This is a genomic window from Vulcanithermus mediatlanticus (genome assembly GCF_055385885.1).
The window spans coordinates 530,260-549,088 of record NZ_AP042385.1 but is presented as its reverse complement, the minus strand read 5'-3'; the positions used below and the strand labels follow the sequence as shown (position 1 = coordinate 549,088).

18 protein-coding genes are annotated in these 18,829 nt (G+C 65.7%); 15 read left to right on the top strand and 3 right to left on the bottom strand.

What is annotated here, in order from left to right:
* Positions 1-7: 7 nt before the first annotated feature.
* The 3 genes from darT to ACZ5BT_RS03715 form a co-directional block, all read right to left on the bottom strand.
* Complete coding sequence (darT, locus tag ACZ5BT_RS03725) at positions 8-631, bottom strand: type II toxin-antitoxin system toxin DNA ADP-ribosyl transferase DarT (RefSeq protein WP_464885280.1); 624 nt, start codon at positions 629-631, stop codon at positions 8-10.
* A gap of 325 nt (positions 632-956) precedes the next feature.
* Entirely contained in the window at positions 957-3,221 is a 2,265-nt protein-coding gene (locus ACZ5BT_RS03720; RefSeq protein WP_464885279.1) for a glycoside hydrolase family 31 protein, read from the bottom strand.
* Positions 3,222-3,230: 9 nt separating this feature from the next.
* Positions 3,231-4,391: a class I SAM-dependent rRNA methyltransferase gene (locus tag ACZ5BT_RS03715; RefSeq protein WP_464885278.1), complete on the bottom strand. Its 1,161-nt coding sequence runs from the start codon at positions 4,389-4,391 to the stop codon at positions 3,231-3,233.
* 109 nt (positions 4,392-4,500) lie between these two features.
* On the opposite strand from ACZ5BT_RS03715, the gene ACZ5BT_RS03710 reads away from it, so the two are divergent.
* The 15 genes from ACZ5BT_RS03710 (at position 4,501) to ACZ5BT_RS03640 (ending at position 18,782) form a co-directional block, all read left to right on the top strand.
* Positions 4,501-4,767: a hypothetical protein gene (locus ACZ5BT_RS03710; protein WP_464885277.1), complete on the top strand. Its 267-nt coding sequence runs from the start codon at positions 4,501-4,503 to the stop codon at positions 4,765-4,767.
* A gap of 137 nt (positions 4,768-4,904) precedes the next feature.
* Positions 4,905-5,264, top strand: coding sequence for an NADH-quinone oxidoreductase subunit A (locus ACZ5BT_RS03705; protein ID WP_464885276.1), 360 nt, complete (start codon positions 4,905-4,907; stop codon positions 5,262-5,264).
* Positions 5,255-5,797: an NADH-quinone oxidoreductase subunit NuoB gene (gene nuoB / locus ACZ5BT_RS03700; RefSeq protein WP_464885275.1), complete on the top strand. Its 543-nt coding sequence runs from the start codon at positions 5,255-5,257 to the stop codon at positions 5,795-5,797. The genes ACZ5BT_RS03705 and nuoB overlap by 10 nt, the downstream gene beginning before the upstream one ends.
* Complete coding sequence (locus tag ACZ5BT_RS03695; protein ID WP_464885274.1) at positions 5,798-6,382, top strand: NADH-quinone oxidoreductase subunit C; 585 nt, start codon at positions 5,798-5,800, stop codon at positions 6,380-6,382.
* Positions 6,383-6,414: 32 nt separating this feature from the next.
* Positions 6,415-7,569, top strand: coding sequence for an NADH dehydrogenase (quinone) subunit D (gene nuoD, locus ACZ5BT_RS03690; protein ID WP_464885762.1), 1,155 nt, complete (start codon positions 6,415-6,417; stop codon positions 7,567-7,569).
* A 5-nt stretch (positions 7,570-7,574) separates the two neighbouring features.
* Positions 7,575-8,123, top strand: a complete 549-nt coding sequence (gene nuoE / locus ACZ5BT_RS03685; protein WP_464885273.1) for an NADH-quinone oxidoreductase subunit NuoE — start codon at positions 7,575-7,577, stop codon at positions 8,121-8,123.
* Positions 8,120-9,442 (top strand): NADH-quinone oxidoreductase subunit NuoF, encoded by a 1,323-nt coding sequence (gene nuoF / locus ACZ5BT_RS03680; protein WP_464885272.1) that lies wholly within the window; start codon positions 8,120-8,122, stop codon positions 9,440-9,442. The genes nuoE and nuoF overlap by 4 nt, the downstream gene beginning before the upstream one ends.
* 3 nt (positions 9,443-9,445) lie before the next feature.
* Positions 9,446-11,863 carry an NADH-quinone oxidoreductase subunit G gene (locus ACZ5BT_RS03675; protein WP_464885271.1) on the top strand — a complete coding sequence of 806 codons (2,418 nt, stop codon included), beginning with the start codon at positions 9,446-9,448 and terminating at the stop codon, positions 11,861-11,863.
* Complete coding sequence (nuoH, locus tag ACZ5BT_RS03670) at positions 11,860-12,831, top strand: NADH-quinone oxidoreductase subunit NuoH (protein WP_464885270.1); 972 nt, start codon at positions 11,860-11,862, stop codon at positions 12,829-12,831. The genes ACZ5BT_RS03675 and nuoH overlap by 4 nt, the downstream gene beginning before the upstream one ends.
* On the top strand, positions 12,828-13,358 hold the full coding sequence (nuoI, locus tag ACZ5BT_RS03665; RefSeq protein WP_464885269.1) for an NADH-quinone oxidoreductase subunit NuoI: 531 nt from the start codon (positions 12,828-12,830) through the stop codon (positions 13,356-13,358). The genes nuoH and nuoI overlap by 4 nt, the downstream gene beginning before the upstream one ends.
* The gene (locus ACZ5BT_RS03660; RefSeq protein WP_464885268.1) at positions 13,355-13,900 is read left to right on the top strand and encodes an NADH-quinone oxidoreductase subunit J family protein; all 546 of its coding nucleotides are present in this window, start codon (positions 13,355-13,357) and stop codon (positions 13,898-13,900) included. The genes nuoI and ACZ5BT_RS03660 overlap by 4 nt, the downstream gene beginning before the upstream one ends.
* Positions 13,897-14,190, top strand: a complete 294-nt coding sequence (gene nuoK / locus ACZ5BT_RS03655) for an NADH-quinone oxidoreductase subunit NuoK (protein WP_464885267.1) — start codon at positions 13,897-13,899, stop codon at positions 14,188-14,190. Before ACZ5BT_RS03660 ends, nuoK begins: the two co-directional genes overlap by 4 nt.
* On the top strand, positions 14,165-16,015 hold the full coding sequence (gene nuoL, locus ACZ5BT_RS03650) for an NADH-quinone oxidoreductase subunit L (protein ID WP_464885266.1): 1,851 nt from the start codon (positions 14,165-14,167) through the stop codon (positions 16,013-16,015). The genes nuoK and nuoL overlap by 26 nt, the downstream gene beginning before the upstream one ends.
* Positions 16,012-17,430: a complex I subunit 4 family protein gene (locus ACZ5BT_RS03645; RefSeq protein WP_464885265.1), complete on the top strand. Its 1,419-nt coding sequence runs from the start codon at positions 16,012-16,014 to the stop codon at positions 17,428-17,430. Before nuoL ends, ACZ5BT_RS03645 begins: the two co-directional genes overlap by 4 nt.
* Positions 17,427-18,782, top strand: a complete 1,356-nt coding sequence (locus tag ACZ5BT_RS03640; RefSeq protein ID WP_464885264.1) for an NADH-quinone oxidoreductase subunit N — start codon at positions 17,427-17,429, stop codon at positions 18,780-18,782. Before ACZ5BT_RS03645 ends, ACZ5BT_RS03640 begins: the two co-directional genes overlap by 4 nt.
* Positions 18,783-18,829: the final 47 nt, after the last annotated feature.

Sequence of the window (18,829 nt, the reverse complement as noted above, 5' to 3'; positions counted from 1 at the left end):
CCCTCAATTAATAGTACCAGTCTGGCTGGACGAGGATCATGCGGCCCATGTTTTGGGAAAACTTGCCGATAATCTCGAAGACGGCCTTGGCGATTTCTTTGTCGTGGACTCCGATCGACTGGACCAGCTTCCAGGGGAAAAAACCGTAGACCAGGAACTCGGCTTGTTTGCGCTCGCTCAAACTGGGATCGCTCATTGACCTCCACCGCCTGGCTCCGATGGCCGCCCAGTCCAACCGCGCCAAATCGTTCGGATCGTCGTAGAAATTGGCGTAGGCACTGACCGCGTGCCGATCCGTGAGCACGAATGGAAGGCTTGCTTGGACGACAGCCTGGACTGAGCTGACCAGGTGAAGGATGGGCCTTTGGCCGCCGCGGTAGGTCATTTCTGGGCCAGGATGGTGGAGGGCGTAGAGCATGGGAGGGCGGGGAGAAAAATAGAACGGAACGTAGTCGTGGAGCGTTCCCTTTGGTCCCAAAGGTACTCGAATACGAGCTCGGCGTGATTGAAGATGCGGGTAGGCGATGTTCTTGGAGCGGGCTTTCGACTTTTTATTGGGGAGTAGACCCCCAGCCTCCAAAATGCTTTGGAGGTTTTCCAGGTGCGTGATGTGATAGATTTTTGTTCTCATAGCCCGTGAACTTGGTGATGGGAACCGTGATCACTCGATTGATCCTTTATGTGAGTGTTATCGCTTTTCTTCGCGAATTCGCGACTGCTTTTGCCTTTCTGGCGAAGAGGTGATTTTCCTGACCGAAATGGAGTTCGGCTGGGCCTCTTATCTTCTCCACTGCGATCATGGTCTTATTTTCCTGAGTTTTACCAGAGGGGTAAGGCAGATTTGACCGCGTTCCCTACGGCATTCGGATGTGGGCTGGGCCCAGGGAGGAGCTTGCATGCTAATAAGCAAAAAGGGCCAGCGCGGTAGCCGGCCCTTTTGGGGGTTCGCCTGGGGCTCAGTCCTCGAGCGCCGCCTCCACGTGCTCGCCCTTGGTGGTCATGATCTCCACCCGCACCGTGCGCCCTTCGCGGGCACCGCTAAAGCGGGCACGGCCGCCCTCGACCTCGAGGCGGCTGCGCTGGCCCGCAGCCTCGCCGTCGCCCGCGTCTTCGTAGACCTCCCCCTCGCTTTGGCCTTCGGGGAATACGCGGAAGATGAGGGGGTCGAAGACGGCGGTTTCGCTGGGTTTGGGCTCGGTGGTGGGGACGGCGTGGCCTTCGCGCAGGTAGAGGGGAATGCGGTCGGGTCCGGCCTCGGCGACGATCCAGCTCGGCCCTTCGAGGAGTTCGCCGGTCCACCAGTCCTGCCAGCGCCCTTCGGGCAGGTAGACCGCGCGGTGGGTCTTCGCCGGGCGGGTGATCGGGGCCACGAGCAGTGCCGGTCCGAAGAAGAAGGCGTCGTGGATGGTGTAGGCGGTTTCGTCTTCCGGGAATTCGTAGAAGATCGGGCGCATCAGGGGGGCGCCGGTGCGGCTCGCTTCCTCGGCCAGGGTGTAGACGTAGGGGAGGAGCCGGTAGCGGAGGCGGATCGCCGCCCGCATGTACTCGGTCCAGGGCTCGCCGAAGGCGTAGGGCTCCTGGCGGCGGCTGGTCTTGCCCGAGTGGTTGCGCATGAAGGGGTAGAAGGCGCCGAGCCAGGTCCAGCGGACCACCAGCTCGGGGCTTGCGTCCTCGGAAAAGCCCCCGATGTCGGCGCCGGCGAAGGCCACGCCGGAAAGCCCGAGGTTTAAGAGCATGGGGATGCTCATCTCGAGGTGGCCCCAGTGGCTCTTGTTGTCGCCGGTCCAGACCCAGGCGTAGCGCTGGATGCCGGCAAAACCGGCGCGGGTGAGGACGAAGGGCCGCCGGTTCGGGTCAAAGCGTTTTTGGCCTTCGTAGGCGGCCTGGCTCATCAGAAGACCGTAGACGTTGTGCACCTCGGCGTGGGCTTTTTCGCCGTGGCGGGCGCCGAGGGGGAGGGTTTTGCCGAGGGCCTTTTCCTCCATGCCTTCTACGCTGAAGGCCGAGGGCTCGTTCATGTCGTTCCAGATGCCATCGACGCCCTTTTCCAGGTAGAAGCGGTGGAGACCTGCCCACCAGTCTCGAACTTCCTCCCGGGAAAAGTCGGGCCACACCGCGGGTTTGGGCCACACCTCGCCGACGACCTCGTCGCCTCGAGGCGTTTCCACGAACGCCCGCTGGCGCCGCCCTTCTTCGTAGACCGAATAGCCCGCTTCTTTTTTGACGCCTGGATCGACGATGACCACGGTGCGGATGCCCTTGGCCTTCAGTTCGTCAAAAAGCTTTTCCGGTTCGGGGAAGCGCCCTTTGTGGAAGGTGAAGACCTTGTAGCCGTCCATGTAGTCGATGTCGAGCCAGATGGCCGAGAGGGGGATCTCGTGGGCTTCGAAGTTCGCGACTACCTCGCGCACGGTCTCGGCGTCGGGGTAGCCCCAGCGGCACTGGTGGAAGCCAAAGGCCCAGAGCGGGGGCAGGGGCGGCTTGCCGGTGAGGGCGGCAAAGCCCGAGGCCACCTCGCGCACCGTGGGGCCGGGGATCAAATAGAGGTCGAAGGTGGGTCCGGGGGTAAAGAGCGTGCTCACTTCGGGGGAAGTTGCGGCGAGGTCGAAGACGGTCTTCCAGGTCTCGTCGAGGAAGAGCCCGAAGGCCTTGCCGTTTTCGCTCCCGATGACGAAGGGGTGCGACTGGTAGAGGGCGTCGGTGGTCTCCTGGTGGTCGAACTGGTCGGTGTTCCAGTGGGTGTAGCGCCGGCCCTTTTTGTCGAGGAAGCCGGTGCGCTCGCCGAGGCCGAAGTAACGCCGGTTTGGGTTTTCCTTCAGGTGCAGCTCGAAGCCGCCGCCCAGGGGGTGGCCGTCGGCGGGGGCTTCCGGACGGGCCAGGCCCAGCGGGTCGAAGGCTGCGGCTTCGTCGCCGCGCCAGGTGGCGAGCGTATGGGCTAAAAGGCCGTTCGCCGAAAGCCCTTCGAAGGCGAAGGAAAAGGGCGAAAGCGTGAGCGTCAGGAGCGGCAGACCCTCGGCGCTCGCGCTCTGGCCGTCGAAGACGATCGGAAGCCGGCGCTCATCCACCACCGCCCAGCTGCCTTTTTGGGCATCCTGGGGGCGTTGAAAGACGAGGACCCGCCAGGCGTGCGGCAGGGCTTCGATCCTGGCCGAGAAGGTGGGGCCGGTGAGCCAGAGCGCTTGGTCTTCGACTTTCCACTGCGTAAAACCAACCGGGTGCATGCGTCTACTCTACGGCAGCGAGCGTGTTTCAAACACCACGGTCTTGAGGTAGAGGGTCTCGGGGACCTGGAGCGTCCAGGGATGGTCGGGGGGCTGGTGGGTGATGCGCTGGACGAGGAGCCGCCTGCCGGTGTCGGCGCCGGCGCGGCGGGCGACCTCGAGGAGATCCGCCTCCTTCAGGTAATAGCTGCACGAGCTGAGCCAGAGGGTGCTCCCTTCTTCGGTCAGACGCAGCGCCTCGCGAACGAGGTCCACCAGGTGCCGCTTGGCCCGGGCCACGTCGGCCGGCTTCTTGACCAGCGCCGGGGGGTCGAGGAGGACGTGGTGGAAGCGCTCCCCCCGCCCGGCGAGCTCGCGGAGGACGGCGAGGGCGTCCCCGGCGCGGACGTCGACGCTCTGGCGGTGGCGGCGCGCTGCCGCGTCGAGCACCCCCAGGGCCGCGAGGTCTTTGTCCACCGCCAGAGCGCGGGCGCCCCGGCGCGCGGCCCGCAGGGTGAAGCCCCCCACGTAGCTGTAGACGTCGAGGACCCGGTCACCGGGCCGGACGAGGGTTTCGAAAAGGCGCCGGTTCTCCCTTTGATCGAGGTAGTAACCCTTGGTTTGGGCCAGGGCCAGGGGGATTTCGAAGCGAAGGCCGTCTTCCTCGACGACGAGGACCTCGGGTCGCTCACCCCAAAGCGTCCCTCCGGCCACGGGCAGCCCCTCCTTGCGGCGGGCCTCGGTGTCAACGCACACCGCCACCTCGGCGCCGGTCACCGCTTTGAGGGCCGGGGCCCAGCGATCTTTTAAAGCCTCGGCGCTTTTCGTGCGCACCTGGACCAGGAGAACGGGACCGAACCGGTCCACCACCAGGCCGGGGAGCCCGTCGGCCTCGCCGTGCACCAGCCGGTAGGCCTCGCCGAGGCCGAGCTCGAGACGGCGCGCCTGGGCCTTTTGCAAACGGGCGGCGAAAAAGTCCGGATCCAGCGGGCCGTCATCGAAGCGATACACCCGGATGGCGGCCCGGATGCCGGGGGCAAAATAACCCACGCCGAGGGGCTCGCCTTCGGCGGAGCGGACCCGCACCACCCCCGCCGTTTCCGGGGCTTTTGCCAGCTCGTCGGCGTAGATCGTGGGGTAGAAGTTCTTGACCTTCTTCGCCTTGCCCGGCTTTAAAATGGCCTCGCGCACGTCTTCGAGTCTACGGAAAAACCGGTCCTCGAGGCCGGAAACGGTAAGGGGCTCGGCAAGCGTGCCCGGGGTCGCCTTTGCCGGGCGGCCGTCTGGTTAGACTTCTCTCATGAAACTCTATCTGGTCACCAACGAGCTCGAGAGCCAGGGGGCGGGCAGGTTCGAGGCGGTCTACGTCGTCGCCGCGGAGAGCGAGGAAGAGGCGCTGGCCAAGGCCAAAGCCCGGGGGGGCGATGGGATTTTGGCCCAGCGGGTTCGCGCCCTGGCTTTCGAACACGACGGCACCGTGCTGGTGTGGATGGGGCTCCTCGAGGGCCGGACGACCCAGGCGAAGGGGCAGACCACGAAGAGCAGCGGAATGCGCATCGAGCGCTAAAGGGAGTATTTTGAGCCGTTTTGTAGCTTTTTAATCCCTTCCAGCCAGCCCCCCCCGCACTTCGCAGCTGCTAAGATGATGTTGTTTTGCTGGTGGCGCTTGGCGCTCTTAGTGAAGGAATGCACAAGGAGGCCGGTATGAATGCACTCGCGGAGTACATCAACGCCTTGATCTACGTAGGGATCGCCGCCCTGATCGGGGTGGCGATGCTTACGATGTCGCGCCTCATGAGCCCGAAGCGGCCCCACGAAGCCAAGGTCGCCCCGTACGAGTCGGGAAACCCGCCGGCGGGTTATATCAAGCGTTTCCCGGCCCAGTTCTACGTGGTGGGCATGCTCTTCATCATCTTTGACGTGGAGGTGGCCTTTTTGTGGCCCTACGCGTTGAACGCGGGAACGCTGGGCCTGGTGGGATTCGTGGCGGTGACGGTCTTCACCCTCGTGGTCCTGGCCGGATTTGCCTACGAATGGGCGAAGGGGGTCATGAAGTGGGACTAAGCGATCGGTTTGAACAGGACGCCAAGGCGCTGGAAAAGGAGGGCATCCTCTTTTCCACCATGGAGAAGCTGGTGGCCTGGGGGCGCTCGAATTCGCTGTGGCCGGCGACCTTTGGCCTCGCCTGCTGCGCGATCGAGATGATGGCGTCCACCGACGCGCGCAACGACCTGGCCCGCTTCGGGAGCGAGGTCTTTCGCGCCAGTCCCCGGCAAGCCGACGTGATGATCGTCGCCGGCCGGCTCTCCAAGAAGATGGCGCCGGTGATGCGGCGGGTCTACGACCAGATGCCGGACCCCAAATGGGTCATCAGCATGGGCGCCTGTGCGAGTTCCGGCGGCATGTTCAACAACTACGCCATCGTGCAGTCGGTGGAGTCGGTGGTGCCCGTGGACGTCTTCGTTCCCGGCTGCCCGCCGCGGCCGGAAGGGCTGATCTACGCGGTGATGCAGCTGCAAAAGAAAATTCGCGGCCAGGCCTTCGATGGCTCGGGGCAGAAGCTGCCGCCGGTCGAGGCCTGGACGAGGGGGTATTAGATGACCCGGCGTGAACGTGCGATCGCTTACGCTGAGGCGCACGAGCTGGCCTACGAAGAGCGCCACGGCCTTTTGCACATCGTGCTGCCCCTTGAGCGCCTCAAGGCCCACATGGGGGCGTTCAAGGAAATGGGCTTTAACTACCTGGCCAACGTCACGGGCATCGATTACCTCGAGTACCCCGAGCCCAAACCCGAGCGCTTCGCGGTGGTCTACGAGCTGGTGAGCCTGCCGGGGTGGAAAGACGGCGACGGCAGCCGCATCTACCCCCGGGTCTACGTGCCCGAAGATCGCCCCCGTCTCGCCAGCGTGGTCGATCTCTGGCCGAGCGCCAACTGGCCCGAGCGCGAGGTCTTTGATCTTTTGGGCCTGGTTTTCGAGGGGCACCCCGACCTGCGCAAGATCCTGACCCCGGAAGAACTCGAGGCGCACCCCCTGCGCAAGGACTTCCCGCTCGGGGAGACGCCGACGCTTTTTAAGGACGGCCGCTACATCGACCCCGAGGCTTTCCGGGCCGGGCTCAAAGGCAAGGACAAGGGGCTCACCGGCTGGCGCGGTGGTCGCCGAAAGGGGGAGAGAAGGTGAATCCCGAGGCCAAGGAACTGCGGACCGAGGAGATGGTCCTGAACGTGGGGCCGCAACACCCCTCGACCCACGGGGTCTTGCGGCTTTTGGTGACGCTGGCGGGGGAAGAGGTGCTGGAGGTGGCGCCGCACGTCGGCTACCTCCACACCGGCTTCGAGAAGACCATGGAGCACCGCACCTACCACCAAAACATCACCTACACCCCCCGCATGGACTACCTGCACTCTTTCGCCCACGATCTCGCCTATGCCCTTTCGGTGGAAAAGCTCCTCGGCGCCGAGGTGCCCCCGAGGGCCCAGGTGATCCGGGTCATCCTGAACGAGCTCTCGCGTATCGCCAGCCACCTGGTCTTCGTGGGCACCGGGCTTTTGGACCTCGGCGCGTTGACGCCGTTTTTCTACGCCTTCCGCGAGCGGGAGACGGTTCTCGATCTCTTCGAGTGGGTGACGGGTCAGCGTTTCCACCACAACTACATCCGTATCGGCGGCCTTAAAGAGGATCTTCCGGAGGAGTTCGTCCCGGAATTGAAGAAGTTCCTCGACACCTTCGATCACCGGGTCGACGACTACCAGAGCCTCTTCGTGGGCAGCCCCATCTTCGAGGCCCGCGCCCGGGGGGTGGGGGTGATCCCACCCGAGGTGGCCATCGCCTACGGGCTCACCGGTGGTTCGCTCCGGGCCAGCGGGGTGAACTACGACGTGCGCAAGGCCTATCCTTACTCCGGCTACGACACTTACGATTTCGAGGTTCCCCTGGGCACCAACGGCGATACCTGGGACCGCATGGTGGTGCGCCTTTTGGAGATGCGCGAGTCGGCGAAAATTATCCGCCAGGCGATCGAGCGGCTGGAGCCGGGGCCGATTCGCGACCCCAACCCCCACTTCTCGTTCCCGCCCAAAGAGCTGCTCGCCACCTCCATGGAAGCGCTCATCTTCCACTTCAAGCTGGCCACCGAGGGCTTCGAGGTGCCGCCCGGTGAGGCCTACGTGCCCACCGAGAGCGCGCGCGGCGAGCTCGGCTACTACGTCGTTTCCGATGGCGGCAGCATGCCTTACCGGGTGAAGGTGCGCGCGCCCAGCTTCGTGAATCTCCAGTCGCTGCCCGTGGCGGCAAAGGGGCATCAGTTCGCCGATCTGGTGGCGATTCTGGCGAGCTTGGATCCCGTGATGGGAGACGTGGACAGGTGATCGGCATGGGGTTTTTTGACGACAAGAAGGAGTGGCTCGAGGAGGTCTTCCGAAACTACCCCGAAGGCAAAAGGCGGGCGGCGATCATGCCGCTTTTGCGGAGGGTCCAGCAGGAGGAAGGCTACGTCAGCGACGAGCGCCTGCGGGAAATTGCCGAGCTCGTCGGCACCACCGCCACCGAGGTGCGCGGGGTGATGAGCTTTTACTCCTATTACCAGGCGGTGCCGACCGGCAAGTACCACATTCAGGTGTGCGCCACCCTCTCCTGCGCCCTGGCGGGGGCGGAGGAGCTTTGGGACGCGCTCCGCGAGGAGCTCGGCATCGGGCCCGGCGAGGTGACGCCGGACGGCCTTTTCTCGATCCAGAAGGTCGAGTGCCTGGGCTCGTGCCACACCGCGCCGGTGGTGCAGGTGAATGACGAGCCCTACGTCGAGTGCGTGAGCCGGGCGCGGCTGAGGGCGTTGCTCGAGGGCCTTCGCGCCGGTAAGCCGCTTTCCGAGATCGAGCTGCCGGGACCCTGCGGGCTGCACATTCGGGAAGGAGGGGAAGGATGAGCGAGGGGCCGATCGTCTCCGGTCACGACCCGCGCTTTGAGCGCACCCTCTATGCCCGCGTGGGCCAGCCGGGGTCGCACACCCTCGACCACTACCTGGCGCACGGGGGCTACGAGGCGGCAAAAAAAGCGCTCACCCAGATGACCCCGGACGAGGTGATCGAGGAGGTCAAGCGCTCGGGGCTCCGGGGCCGCGGGGGCGCGGGCTTTCCCACCGGGCTCAAGTGGTCGTTCATGCCCAAGGACGACGGCAAGCAGCACTACATCATCATGAACGCCGACGAATCCGAGCCCGGTTCCTTCAAGGACCGATACATCCTCGAGGACGACCCCCACCAAGCGATCGAGGGCATGATCATCGCCGGCTACGCCATCCGCGCCACCAAGGGCTACATCTACATCCGCGGTGAGTACAAAAAGGCCTACGACCGCCTGGTGGCCGCGATCAAGGAGGCCTACGCCAAGGGGTATCTGGGCCAGGACCTCTTCGGTTCGGGCTTCGATTTCGACCTCTACGTCCACCGCGGGGCCGGGGCCTACATCTGCGGCGAGGAGACGGCGCTGATGAACTCCCTCGAGGGCCTGCGGGCCAATCCCCGCTTAAAGCCTCCCTTCCCGGCGCAGGCGGGGCTTTTCGGCATGCCCACCACCATCAACAACGTCGAGACCATCGCCTCGGCGGTCCATATCATCGGGCGGGGGGCGGAGTGGTTTTCCGCCATGGGCACGGAAAAATCCAAGGGGATGAAGCTCTACCAAGTCTCCGGGCCGGCGGTGCGCCCCGGGGTCTACGAACTGCCCATGGGCACCACCTTCCGCGAGCTGATCTTCGACTGGGCGGGCGGGGTGCGCGAGCCGATCAAGGCCTTCATCCCCGGTGGCTCCTCGACCCCGATGCTCCCCTTCACCGACGAGTACCTGGACACCCCCATGGACTACGAGCATTTGGCGGAGAAGGGCTCGATGCTCGGGACCGGCGGGGTGATCCTCATCCCCGAGTCGGTCTGCGTGGTGGACGTGATCTGGAACCTGGTGCGCTTTTACGCCCACGAGTCCTGCGGCAAGTGCACCCCCTGCCGCGAGGGTGTTGCCGGTTGGCTGGTGAAGCTGATCGGACAGATCGAGCGCGGGCGGGGCAAGCCCGGAGACATCGAACTCATGGAGGACCTCCTCGACAACATCGAAGGGAAGTCGTTTTGCCCCCTGGCCGACGCCGCGGTGTGGCCGGTCCGGGGCGCGCTGCGCCACTTCCGCCACGAGTTCGAACACCACCTGGCGCACGGCAGCTGCACCGTGCCCAAGAAAGGTCGCTGGGGGTAGACCATGGTGAGGTTGAAGATCAACGATCGCTGGGTCGAGGTGCCCGAGGGGACGTCGGTGCTGGATGCCATCTTCCACGCCGGTTACGACATGCCCTATTTCTGCTCGGAACGCCACCTCTCGCCCATCGGGGCCTGCCGCATGTGCCTGGTCAAGGTGGGCGCGCCCCGCAAGGATAAAAGCGGCGAGTGGATCAAGGACGAGGACGGAAACCCCAAGATCTTCTGGTTCCCCAAGCTCATGGCCTCGTGCACCCTGGCCGCCACCGAGGGCATGGTGGTGGACACGCTGGCCGACGAGGTCAAAAAGGCGCAGGCGGGGATGGTCGAGTTCACGCTCCTCAACCACCCCCTCGACTGCCCCATCTGCGACAAGGGCGGCGCCTGCGAGCTGCAGGACCGGGCCTACGAGTACGGCCTTTTCGGCAAGTACTATACCGAGACCCAAAACGGCCTTAAGAGCGTGCAGTACACCCGCTTCGAGTTCGACCGCCGCCACGTTGACAAGCACAAAAAGCTCAGCGAGTTCGTGGTGCTCGACCGGGAGCGCTGCATCATCTGCAAGCGCTGCGTGCGCTACTTCGAGGAAGTGCCGGGGCAGGAGGTGCTCGATTTCATCGAGCGCGGCGTGCACACCTTCATCGGCACCGAAGAATACCCGCTGCCCGCCGGGTTTTCCGGCAACATCACCGACATCTGCCCGGTGGGGGCGCTCCTCGACCTCACCGCCCGCTTTCGGGCCCGCAACTGGGAGTTCGAGTCCACGCCGACGGTGGACATGAACGACGCCTCCGGGGCCCTGATCTGGGTGGATGCCCGTTCGGGCCAGATCGAGCGGGTGCGGGCGCGGGAGAACCCCGAGACCAACGAGATCTGGATCTCCGACGCGGCGCGGTTTGGCCACGCCTGGGCCCGGGAAGACCGGCTTCGCGAGCCGCTCGTGCGCAAGAATGGCGTGCTGCAACCGGTGTCGGTGGAAGAGGCCCTCGAGCACCTGAAGTCGCGCTTGAAGGGCGTCAAGGGGGATGAGGTCGGGCTCTACCTCTCCGGCGACGCCACGTTGGAAGAGGCCTACGCCTTCGTCGAGGGTGCGAGGGCCTTGAAATCCCCTCACCTCGACTTCGAGGGGCGCACCGCGGTGGCGGCCGGGAGCTTTGCGCCCGCCACCTACCGCGACCTGCTCGAGGCCGACTTCGCGCTGGTGATCGGCGATCCCACCGAGGAGATGCCGATTTTGCACCTGCGGTTGCAGGAGTTTTTGAAGGGGATCAAGCCGGCGCCGCGCTTTTTCCACGGCACCCCCATCGCCGATTTGCAGATCAAGGAGCGCATGCCGCGCAACAAGGAAAAACTCGCCGCCTTCGCCCCTTACCGCACCGCGGTGATGGAATGGGCCGCTTGGCAGGGCGTCTACGCCCCGGGTTCGGCGGCGGCGATGCTGGCGGCCCTCGAGGCCCACATGAACGGCAAGCGCCCGTCCGAGGTCCCGGGGGTGCCCGCCGAGACGCTTCGCGCGGTGGCCACGCGCTTTTTGGAGGCCAAAAAACGCATCCTCATCCTCGGCGCCGAGGTGCTCGATGATCCCGAGGCCGCCGAGGCCGCGCTGCGAATCGCCCGGGGCAAGGGCGCGTTGGTCTTCGCCATGACCCCGGCCGCGGGGGCGCGCGGGTTCGAGGCGGTCGGTCTGTGGCCCGAAAAGGACGGGGCCGCCTTCGACGAGGCCGGCCCGGCGGTGATCTTCGCCTCGGGGACCACCCCGGCGGCCGAGGTGTTGGAGAAGGCGAAGGTTTCGGTGCTCCACCTTTCGCGTCTCGACCCCGTCGCCGAGCGCTTTGCCGACGTGGTCTTCCCGGCCAAGACCTTCTACGAAAAGCCGGGGCTCACGGTCAACGCCGAAGGCCGCCTCCTCGAGCTGGCTCCGGTCCCGGTGGCGCCGCTCGGGGCGCTGGATGGCATCGAGACGCTGGCGCTGGTGCTTGAAGCCCTGGGCAAAAAGCCCCCGGTGCGCCAGTTCGGCCAGGCGCACGAGCGGCTGGTCGAACGCTACGGCTTGCCGAAGTCGATCGACCCCTTTGGCTGGCTGTGGCAGCCCAAGCTGCGCCTGCCGGTCCGGGGGCGCGCGGGGGCGGACGGGGGGCTTTATCTGAGGCCCTCGATGTGGAAGCACCGGCAGCTCGCCGATGCCCGGGTGCGGGCGGCGCTGGGTGCGGCCCGGCTCTCGGCCCACCCCAAGACGGCCGCCGAACACGGGCTCGTCGAGGGGGCCACGGTGGCGGTCGAGACGCCTTACGGCACCGTCGAGGCTTCGGTGGCGCTGGACGCCGGCTTGCCGGAAGGATTCCTCTACCTCCCCGCCTTCGGGCGGGGCACCGGGCGGAGGGTGCCCTTCCGGTTGCTGGTGCCTGCGGGGGGTGAGGCATGACGTTTTTGATCGTGGCCATCAAGGCGCTGGTATTGATCGGCGTGTTGCTCGGGGTGACCGCCTACATCACCTGGGTGATGCGCCGCGGGCTCGCCCGGTTCCAGGTGCGCTACGGGCCGAACCGCGTGGGTCCCTTTGGCCTGCTGCAGCCGCTGGCCGACGCGATCAAGATGATGTTCAAGGAGAGCATCGAGGTGGTGACCGCCGACCGGCTGGTCTACTGGATCGCGCCGGTCATCGCCTTCACCTTTGCCCTGGCCGCCTTCGCGGTGATTCCCCTGGGGCAGGGTGGATGGGTGGTCGCCAACCTCGACATGGGCGTGCTCTACGTCTTCGCCGCCAGCGAGCTCGCGGTCTACGGCATCTTCCTCGCCGGTTGGGCCTCGGGCTCCAAGTACCCCCTCCTGGGCGGGATGCGCAGCGTGGCCGCGCTCATCGGTTACGAGCTCGCGCTGGGGCTGGCGCTGCTCGGCCCGGTCATGGTGGTGGGCTCTTTGAACCTCCAGGACATCGTCGAGTGGCAGCGGCAAAACGGCTGGCTCATCTGGTGGCAGCTCCCGGCGTTTCTGGTCTACTTCGTGGCTGCCCTGGCCGAGATGAGCCGCACCCCCTTCGATTTTGCCGAGGCCGAACAGGAGCTCGTGGGCGGATTCCACACCGAGTACACCGGCATGGCGTTTGGGGTTTTCTTCATGGCCGAGCTGCTGCACTGGATCACCGGCTCCGCCCTCATGGCCACCCTCTTCCTCGGCGGGTGGGCGGCGCCGTTTGGCCTGCCCGAGGTGCCGGTGCTGTGGTTCTTCCTTAAGTGGGCCATCTTCATCTTCCTGGTGCTTTGGATCTGGGCCAGCTGGTTCAGGACCCGCTACGACCAGATGATGCGCTTTGCCTGGGGCGTGCTCTTCCCCGTGGCCGTGGTCTGGTTCCTGGTCACCGCCTACTTCGTTTCGAAGGGAGGGACGCTATGAGCGTGATGGCCTTGGCGAAGGCCCTGGGGATTACCCTGCGCCACTTTTTCTCAAAGCCGGTGACGATTCCCTACCCCGACGCACCGGTTCCCCTAAAGCCGCGCTTCCACGGGCGGCACGTCCTCACCCGCCACCCCGACGGACTGGAAAAGTGCATCGGCTGCAGTTTGTGCGCCGCGGCCTGTCCGGCTTATGCCATCTACGTCGAGCCGGCGGAGAACGACCCGGAAAACCCGGTTTCTCCCGGCGAGCGCTACGCGAAGGTCTACGAGATCAACATGCTGCGCTGCATCTTCTGCGGCAATTGTGAGGAGGCCTGCCCCACCGGCGCGATCGTGATGGGCTATGAGTTCGAGCTGGCCGACTACCGTTACGCCGACTTCGTCTACACCAAGGAAGACCTCCTGGTCGACACCGTGGGTTCGAAGCCGCAGCGGCGCGAGGCCGAGCGGTTGGGCAAGCCGGTCAAGCTCGGCTTCGAGGTTCCCTACGTGCGCGAGGCGCTGGAGGGGGTGAGGTACGAGTGAACGCCTTCGACTTCATTGCCACCGTCCTGCTCCTTTTCACCGGGTTCATCGCCGTGCGCTCGCAAAACGCGGTGCACGCGGCGCTCGGACTCGCCGCCAACTTCGTGGTCCTGGGGACGGTTTACATGAGCCTGGACGCCCGCTTTTTGGGGTGGGTCCAGATCATCGTCTACGCCGGGGCGATCATGGTGCTCTTCATCTTCGTGGTCATGCTGCTCTTTGCCGCCCGGGCCGAGGTTGGCGTCGACGCGTTGCCCTGGCTCAAGAACTGGGGGGCGGCGGTGGCCGCGGTGTTCTTCGCCGCGCTGACCTATGCCCTGAGCGCGGCCCGGGCGCCGCTTTCCGGAACCACGGCGGCGGCGCTTTTGGATGGTGGAACCGCCAAGGCGGTGGGCTCGGTGCTCTGGGGCACCTGGCTCTATGCGGTGCTGCTCGTGGCGGCGCTTTTGCTCGTGGCCACCGTGGCCGCGGTGGTCTTGGTGCACCCGGACCAGGGGAAAAGCCGGGCCGAGCGTGAGGCGAGCCGGGGAGGGAAGGCATGAGCGACTTTCTGTTCGTTTCGGCGGCGCTGTTTTCCCTGGGGGTTTACGGCGTCCTGACGAGACGGAGCGCGATTTTGATCTTTATGTCGGTGGAGCTGATGCTGGGGGCCGCCAATTTGGCGCTGGTGGCCTTCGCCCGCGCCTACGGCAGCCTCGAGGCCCAGACCGTGGGGCTCTTGGTCATCGCGCTGGCCGCGGCCGAGGTCGCCGTGGGGCTTGGGCTCGTGGTCGCGGTGTTCCGGATGCGTTCGTCCACCGCCGTGGATGACCTGTCGGAGTTGCGGGGGTGATGCCGTGCTGCTGGCCATGATTCTCCTGCCCCTGTTGGGCTTTTTGCTGCTCGGCCTGTGGGGGCGTTCCTTCAAGGGCCAAAGTGCCGGGGTGCTGGCCTCGCTGATGGTCCTGGGCTCGTTCGTCCTCACCCTGGTGTTGCTGTTTGAGGGCGGCGCCAGCTTCGAGGTCAAGGACTGGCTGCCTGGAATCCCCTTCGCCCTGCTCTTTGACAACCTGGCCGGGTACATGGCGCTCATCGTCACCGGGATCGGGTTTTTGATCCACGTCTACGCCATCGGCTACATGGCCGACGACCCGGGGAAATCGAGGTTTTTCGCCTACTTCAACTTCTTCATCGCCATGATGCTCACCCTGGTTTTGGCCGATGCCTACCCGGTGATGTTCATCGGGTGGGAAGGGGTGGGGCTGGCGTCGTTCCTGTTGATCGGCTTTTGGTTCGAGGACCAAAAGAACGCCGACAGCGCCCGCAAGGCCTTCATCGTCAACCGCATCGGTGACCTGGGCTTTTTGCTCGGGATGGCGCTTTTGTACTCGCTCTTTGGCACCCTCCAGATCTCCGAGCTCAGGGAGATCATGGAAAAGTCGCTGGTTCTGCCCGCCGGGCTTGGGCTGGCCGGGCTCTTGCTCTTCATCGGCGCCATCGGCAAGAGCGCCCAGCTCCCGCTCATGGTGTGGTTGCCCGACGCCATGGCTGGCCCGACGCCGGTCTCGGCCCTCATCCACGCGGCCACCATGGTCACCGCCGGGGTCTACCTGCTCGCCCGCTCGAGCTTCCTCTACGCCAACCTCCCCGACGTCTCCTACTGGATCGCGCTGGTGGGTCTCCTCACCGCGCTCTACGGGGCGCTTTCGGCGCTCGGCCAGTGGGATATCAAGCGCATCGTCGCTTACTCGACGATCAGCCAGCTCGGTTACATGTTCCTCGCCGCCGGGGTCGGCGCGTACTGGATCGCCCTCTTCCACGTCATGACCCACGCCTTTTACAAAGCGCTCCTTTTCCTCTCCTCGGGCAGCGTGATCCATGCGCTCGGGGGTGAGCAGGACGTGCGCAAGATGGGCGGGTTGAAAAAATACCTGCCCCAGACCCACATCCACGGCCTCATCGGGGCGCTCTCGCTCGCGGGCTTCCCCCTGTTCGCCGGCTTTTGGTCGAAGGACGCGATTTTGGCCTCGACCCTGAACTACCCCTTTGGCGGGTATGGGTTCTACCTGGTGGGGCTCTTCACCGCCTTCCTCACCGCCCTCTACGCCATGCGCTGGTACGTGCTGGTCTTCCTCGGGGACTTTAAGGGCCAGGGGCACCCCCACGAGGCGCCGCCGGTCATGGCCTGGCCCAACCACCTGCTGGCGGTGGGGGCGGCGCTGGCAGGGTTTTTGGCCCTCCCCGAGCCGTTTTGGAACCTGCTCGAGCGCTTCCTCGCGCCCTCGCTGTGGCACCTCGAGGTCGAGCCCCTGGGAGCGACCACCGAGTGGGGGCTGCTCTCGCTCTCGGCGGTGGTGGCCATCGTGGGACTCTATGTGGGCTATCGCCTCTTCCTGGGCCGGCTGCCAAAAGCCTACCTCGCCTTCCAACGAGCGGCGGAGAACGCCTTTTACGTCGACTGGCTCTACAACACCCTGATCGTGGGGCCGCTCAAAGCGCTGGCCTTCGGGCTCGGCCTTGCCGACCGCGGGCTTGATCAGGGTTACGTGCGCCTCGGTGGCGGCGTGGGCCTCTTGGGTCGGCTGTTGGCCCGGCTCCAGGGGGGCTACGTTCGGGTCTACGCCTTCTTCGTGGTCGTCGCGGCCACGGTGTTCGTGCTTTGGGGGGTGGTCCGGTGATTCACGTGCTCATCTTCCTGCCCGCGCTCGCCGGTTTGGTGGCGCTCGTCTCCCCGAAGTGGGCGCGGAGCCTCGGCTTGCTGGCCACGGCGGTGAGCACCGTTTTGGGCTTCGGTCTTCTCCTCGAGGCCGGCGCCCGCGTGGCGGCTTACGTCGAGATCCCGCTGCTCAAAGAAGCCGGGGTTTATTACGCGGTCGGTGCCGACGGCGTCGGCGCGGTCTTCGCGGTGGTCATTCCCCTGGTCGTTTTCATGGCCCTGCTCGCGGTGCGCGAGGTGCCGGGCCGGATGATCGGCCTGGCCCTGCTGATGACCACCGGCCTCCTCGGCATCTTCCTGAGCCTGGACCTGGTGCTCTTTTACGTCTTCTACGAGGCGACGCTGATTCCAAGCCTGCTCCTGCTCGGCGTCTATGGCGGCAGGGACCGCGTCCGAGCCCTGATGAAGTTCGCCCTCTTTACCCTGAGCGGAAGCCTTTTGATGCTGGCGGCGATCCTCGCGGCTCGCTTTGTTGGTGGGGCCGAGAGCTTTTTGCTCCGCGATCTCCTCGCCGCTCGGATCGGCGGCGCGGCAGCGCTTTGGGCCTTTGCCGCCTTTGCCTTGGCGTTTGCCATCAAGACCCCGATCTTCCCCCTTCACGTGTGGCTGCCCGATTTCCACGCCCAAAATCACCCTTCGGGGCTTGCCGACGTGATGGGGACGCTCTACAAGGTGGGCGTCTTTGGCTTTTTCCGCTGGGCCATTCCCCTGTTCCCCGAGGCCTTCGCGACCTTTCAGCCCTATTTGCTCTTCCTCGCCGCGTTCACGGCGCTTTGGGCGGCCTGGATCGCGTATGCCCAGAACGACTGGAAGCGCATGCTGGCCTATGGCGCCCTTTCGCACATGGGCGTGGCCGCGCTCGGGGTATTCTCCGGCACTCAGATCGGGGCCGTCGGTGCGCTCTTCTTGCTGGCGGCGAGCGCCATCTACACCGGCGGGCTTTTCCTCTACGCCGGCTGGATGCACACCCGCTTTGGAAGCTTTGAACTCGGGCCTACCTCGGGCCTGGCCCGCCACGCCCCGGCGCTGGCCGCGTTCGGGCTCATCCTCTTCTTGGCCATGGTGGGCCTGCCCGGGCTGGCAGGCTTTCCGGGCGAGTTCCTGTCGCTGCTCGGGATCTGGCAGGCCTCGCCCTGGCTGGCGCTTTTGGGCTTTTTCGCGGTGATCGCCGCCGCGGCCTACGTTCTCGGGGCCTACCAGCGGCTCTTCCACGGCCCGCCGGGCAAAATCGTGGCCGAGCTTGGGGGCCCGGAATGGGGGTTCGCCGCCCTCGCCACGGTGGTGATCGTGGTACTCGGTGTGTATCCGGCGCTCTTTACCGCGCCGATTGCTGAAGCGGCGAAGGCCTTCGTGTCGGTGCTTGGAGGTGGGCAATGATCCCGACCGCGATCCTCTTCCTCACCGGGCTCCTCGCGACCCTCCTCGGTGTCGAGGCTCCGGTCCGCTGGGTTCGCTGGGTGGTCCGGGCCGGTCTGGCTCTGGCCCTGGGCGCGGCGCTCTTTTTCGGCGCCGAGGGGCAGGCTTTCGGCGGGCTCTTCCTCTACGACGGCTTTGCCCGGGTGGCGGGCGTGGTGGGGATGGTGGCCGGCCTTTTTGCCTCCCTGGTGGGAGCGCGCTACCTGGAACGCGCGGGAATGGAGCGCTTTGAATACCACGCGCTCCTCGCCTATTCGGTCTTCGGCGTTCAGGTGATGGCCGCGAGCGCCAATTTGGTGGTCATTCTGATCGGGCTTGAGATCCTCTCGCTGCCGCTTTACGCCCTCGCGGCGCTCCGCTACGACGCGAAAAGCGAGGAAGCGGGCCTCAAATACTTCTTGCTCGGCGCCGTGGCCTCGGCGGTCATGCTCTACGGCATCGTGCTCCTCTACGGCGCCACCGGCAGCTTCGCGGTCTCGGCGGTGGGGCAGGGACCGCTGTACCTGGCGGGGCTTTTGCTCGTTTTAGCCGGGCTCTTCTTCAAAGCTTCGCTGGTTCCCTTCCACTGGTGGGCGCCCGACGTCTACCAGGGGGCCCCGACACCGGTCACGCTCTACATGGCCACCGGGGTCAAGGCGGCGGCGTTTGCCGCCCTCGCCCGGGTGGTGGTCGGCGCCGGCGTTGGCGGGCTGGCTGGCGCGGTGGTGGCGCTGGTGGTGGTGCTCACCGTGTTCTACGGCAACCTGGGGGCCCTGGCCCAGAGCGAGGCCAAGCGATTGCTCGCCTACTCCTCGGTGGCGCACGCCGGCTACATCGCGCTGGCGGTCTTCGGGCCGAACCCGGCGCCGGCGATGGGCTTTTACCTCTTCGTCTACGCGCTTTCGACCGGACTGGCTTTTGCTGTGCTCAGCCAGCTCGATGCGGGGGCAGGGGTGCCCTTTGCTGACCTCAAGGGATTGATCAAGAAAAGCCCGATGCTCGCCGGGGTTTTGGCCATCTCGCTCTTTTCGCTGGCCGGGATGCCGCCCTTTGCCGGGTTTTGGGGCAAGTACCTGGTCTTTGTCGAGGCCGCGCGCGGCGGGCAGTACGCGCTGGTGGCCTTTGCCCTGCTGACCGCGGTGGTGGCGGCGTATTACTACATGAAGCTCTTGGCCCTCGCCTTCTTTGCCCCGGCGGATGAAGGCGGGGAGGTCCCCGAGGTCCCTGCCCTGGCCGCGGTGACTCTGGGCCTGGTTGGCTTTTTGGTGGTGGCGCTCGGCGTTTTCCCGGGGCTGGTCTACGGGTTCTTCAACGTCGGGGGCATCATCCCTTAGGCAGATAGGCGGCGGGGCCGGCCACGTGGCCGGCCCCGCCATCCTTT

Bases quoted from the DNA above. Each gene is read 5' to 3' on its own strand.
- ACZ5BT_RS03640 (WP_464885264.1), top strand. From the start codon at position 17,427: ATGATCCCGACCGCGATCCTCTTCCTCACCGGGCTCCTCGCGACCCTC.
- ACZ5BT_RS03705 (WP_464885276.1), top strand. From the start codon at position 4,905: ATGAATGCACTCGCGGAGTACATCAACGCCTTGATCTACGTAGGGATC.
- nuoI (WP_464885269.1), top strand. From the start codon at position 12,828: ATGAGCGTGATGGCCTTGGCGAAGGCCCTGGGGATTACCCTGCGCCAC.
- ACZ5BT_RS03675 (WP_464885271.1), top strand. From the start codon at position 9,446: ATGGTGAGGTTGAAGATCAACGATCGCTGGGTCGAGGTGCCCGAGGGG.
- nuoD (WP_464885762.1), top strand. From the start codon at position 6,415: ATGGTCCTGAACGTGGGGCCGCAACACCCCTCGACCCACGGGGTCTTG.
- ACZ5BT_RS03720 (WP_464885279.1), bottom strand. From the start codon at position 3,221: ATGCACCCGGTTGGTTTTACGCAGTGGAAAGTCGAAGACCAAGCGCTC.
- nuoF (WP_464885272.1), top strand. From the start codon at position 8,120: ATGAGCGAGGGGCCGATCGTCTCCGGTCACGACCCGCGCTTTGAGCGC.
- darT (WP_464885280.1), bottom strand. From the start codon at position 631: ATGAGAACAAAAATCTATCACATCACGCACCTGGAAAACCTCCAAAGC.
- ACZ5BT_RS03710 (WP_464885277.1), top strand. From the start codon at position 4,501: ATGAAACTCTATCTGGTCACCAACGAGCTCGAGAGCCAGGGGGCGGGC.
- nuoH (WP_464885270.1), top strand. From the start codon at position 11,860: ATGACGTTTTTGATCGTGGCCATCAAGGCGCTGGTATTGATCGGCGTG.
- ACZ5BT_RS03695 (WP_464885274.1), top strand. From the start codon at position 5,798: ATGACCCGGCGTGAACGTGCGATCGCTTACGCTGAGGCGCACGAGCTG.
- nuoL (WP_464885266.1), top strand. From the start codon at position 14,165: ATGACCTGTCGGAGTTGCGGGGGTGATGCCGTGCTGCTGGCCATGATT.
- nuoK (WP_464885267.1), top strand. From the start codon at position 13,897: ATGAGCGACTTTCTGTTCGTTTCGGCGGCGCTGTTTTCCCTGGGGGTT.
- nuoE (WP_464885273.1), top strand. From the start codon at position 7,575: ATGGGGTTTTTTGACGACAAGAAGGAGTGGCTCGAGGAGGTCTTCCGA.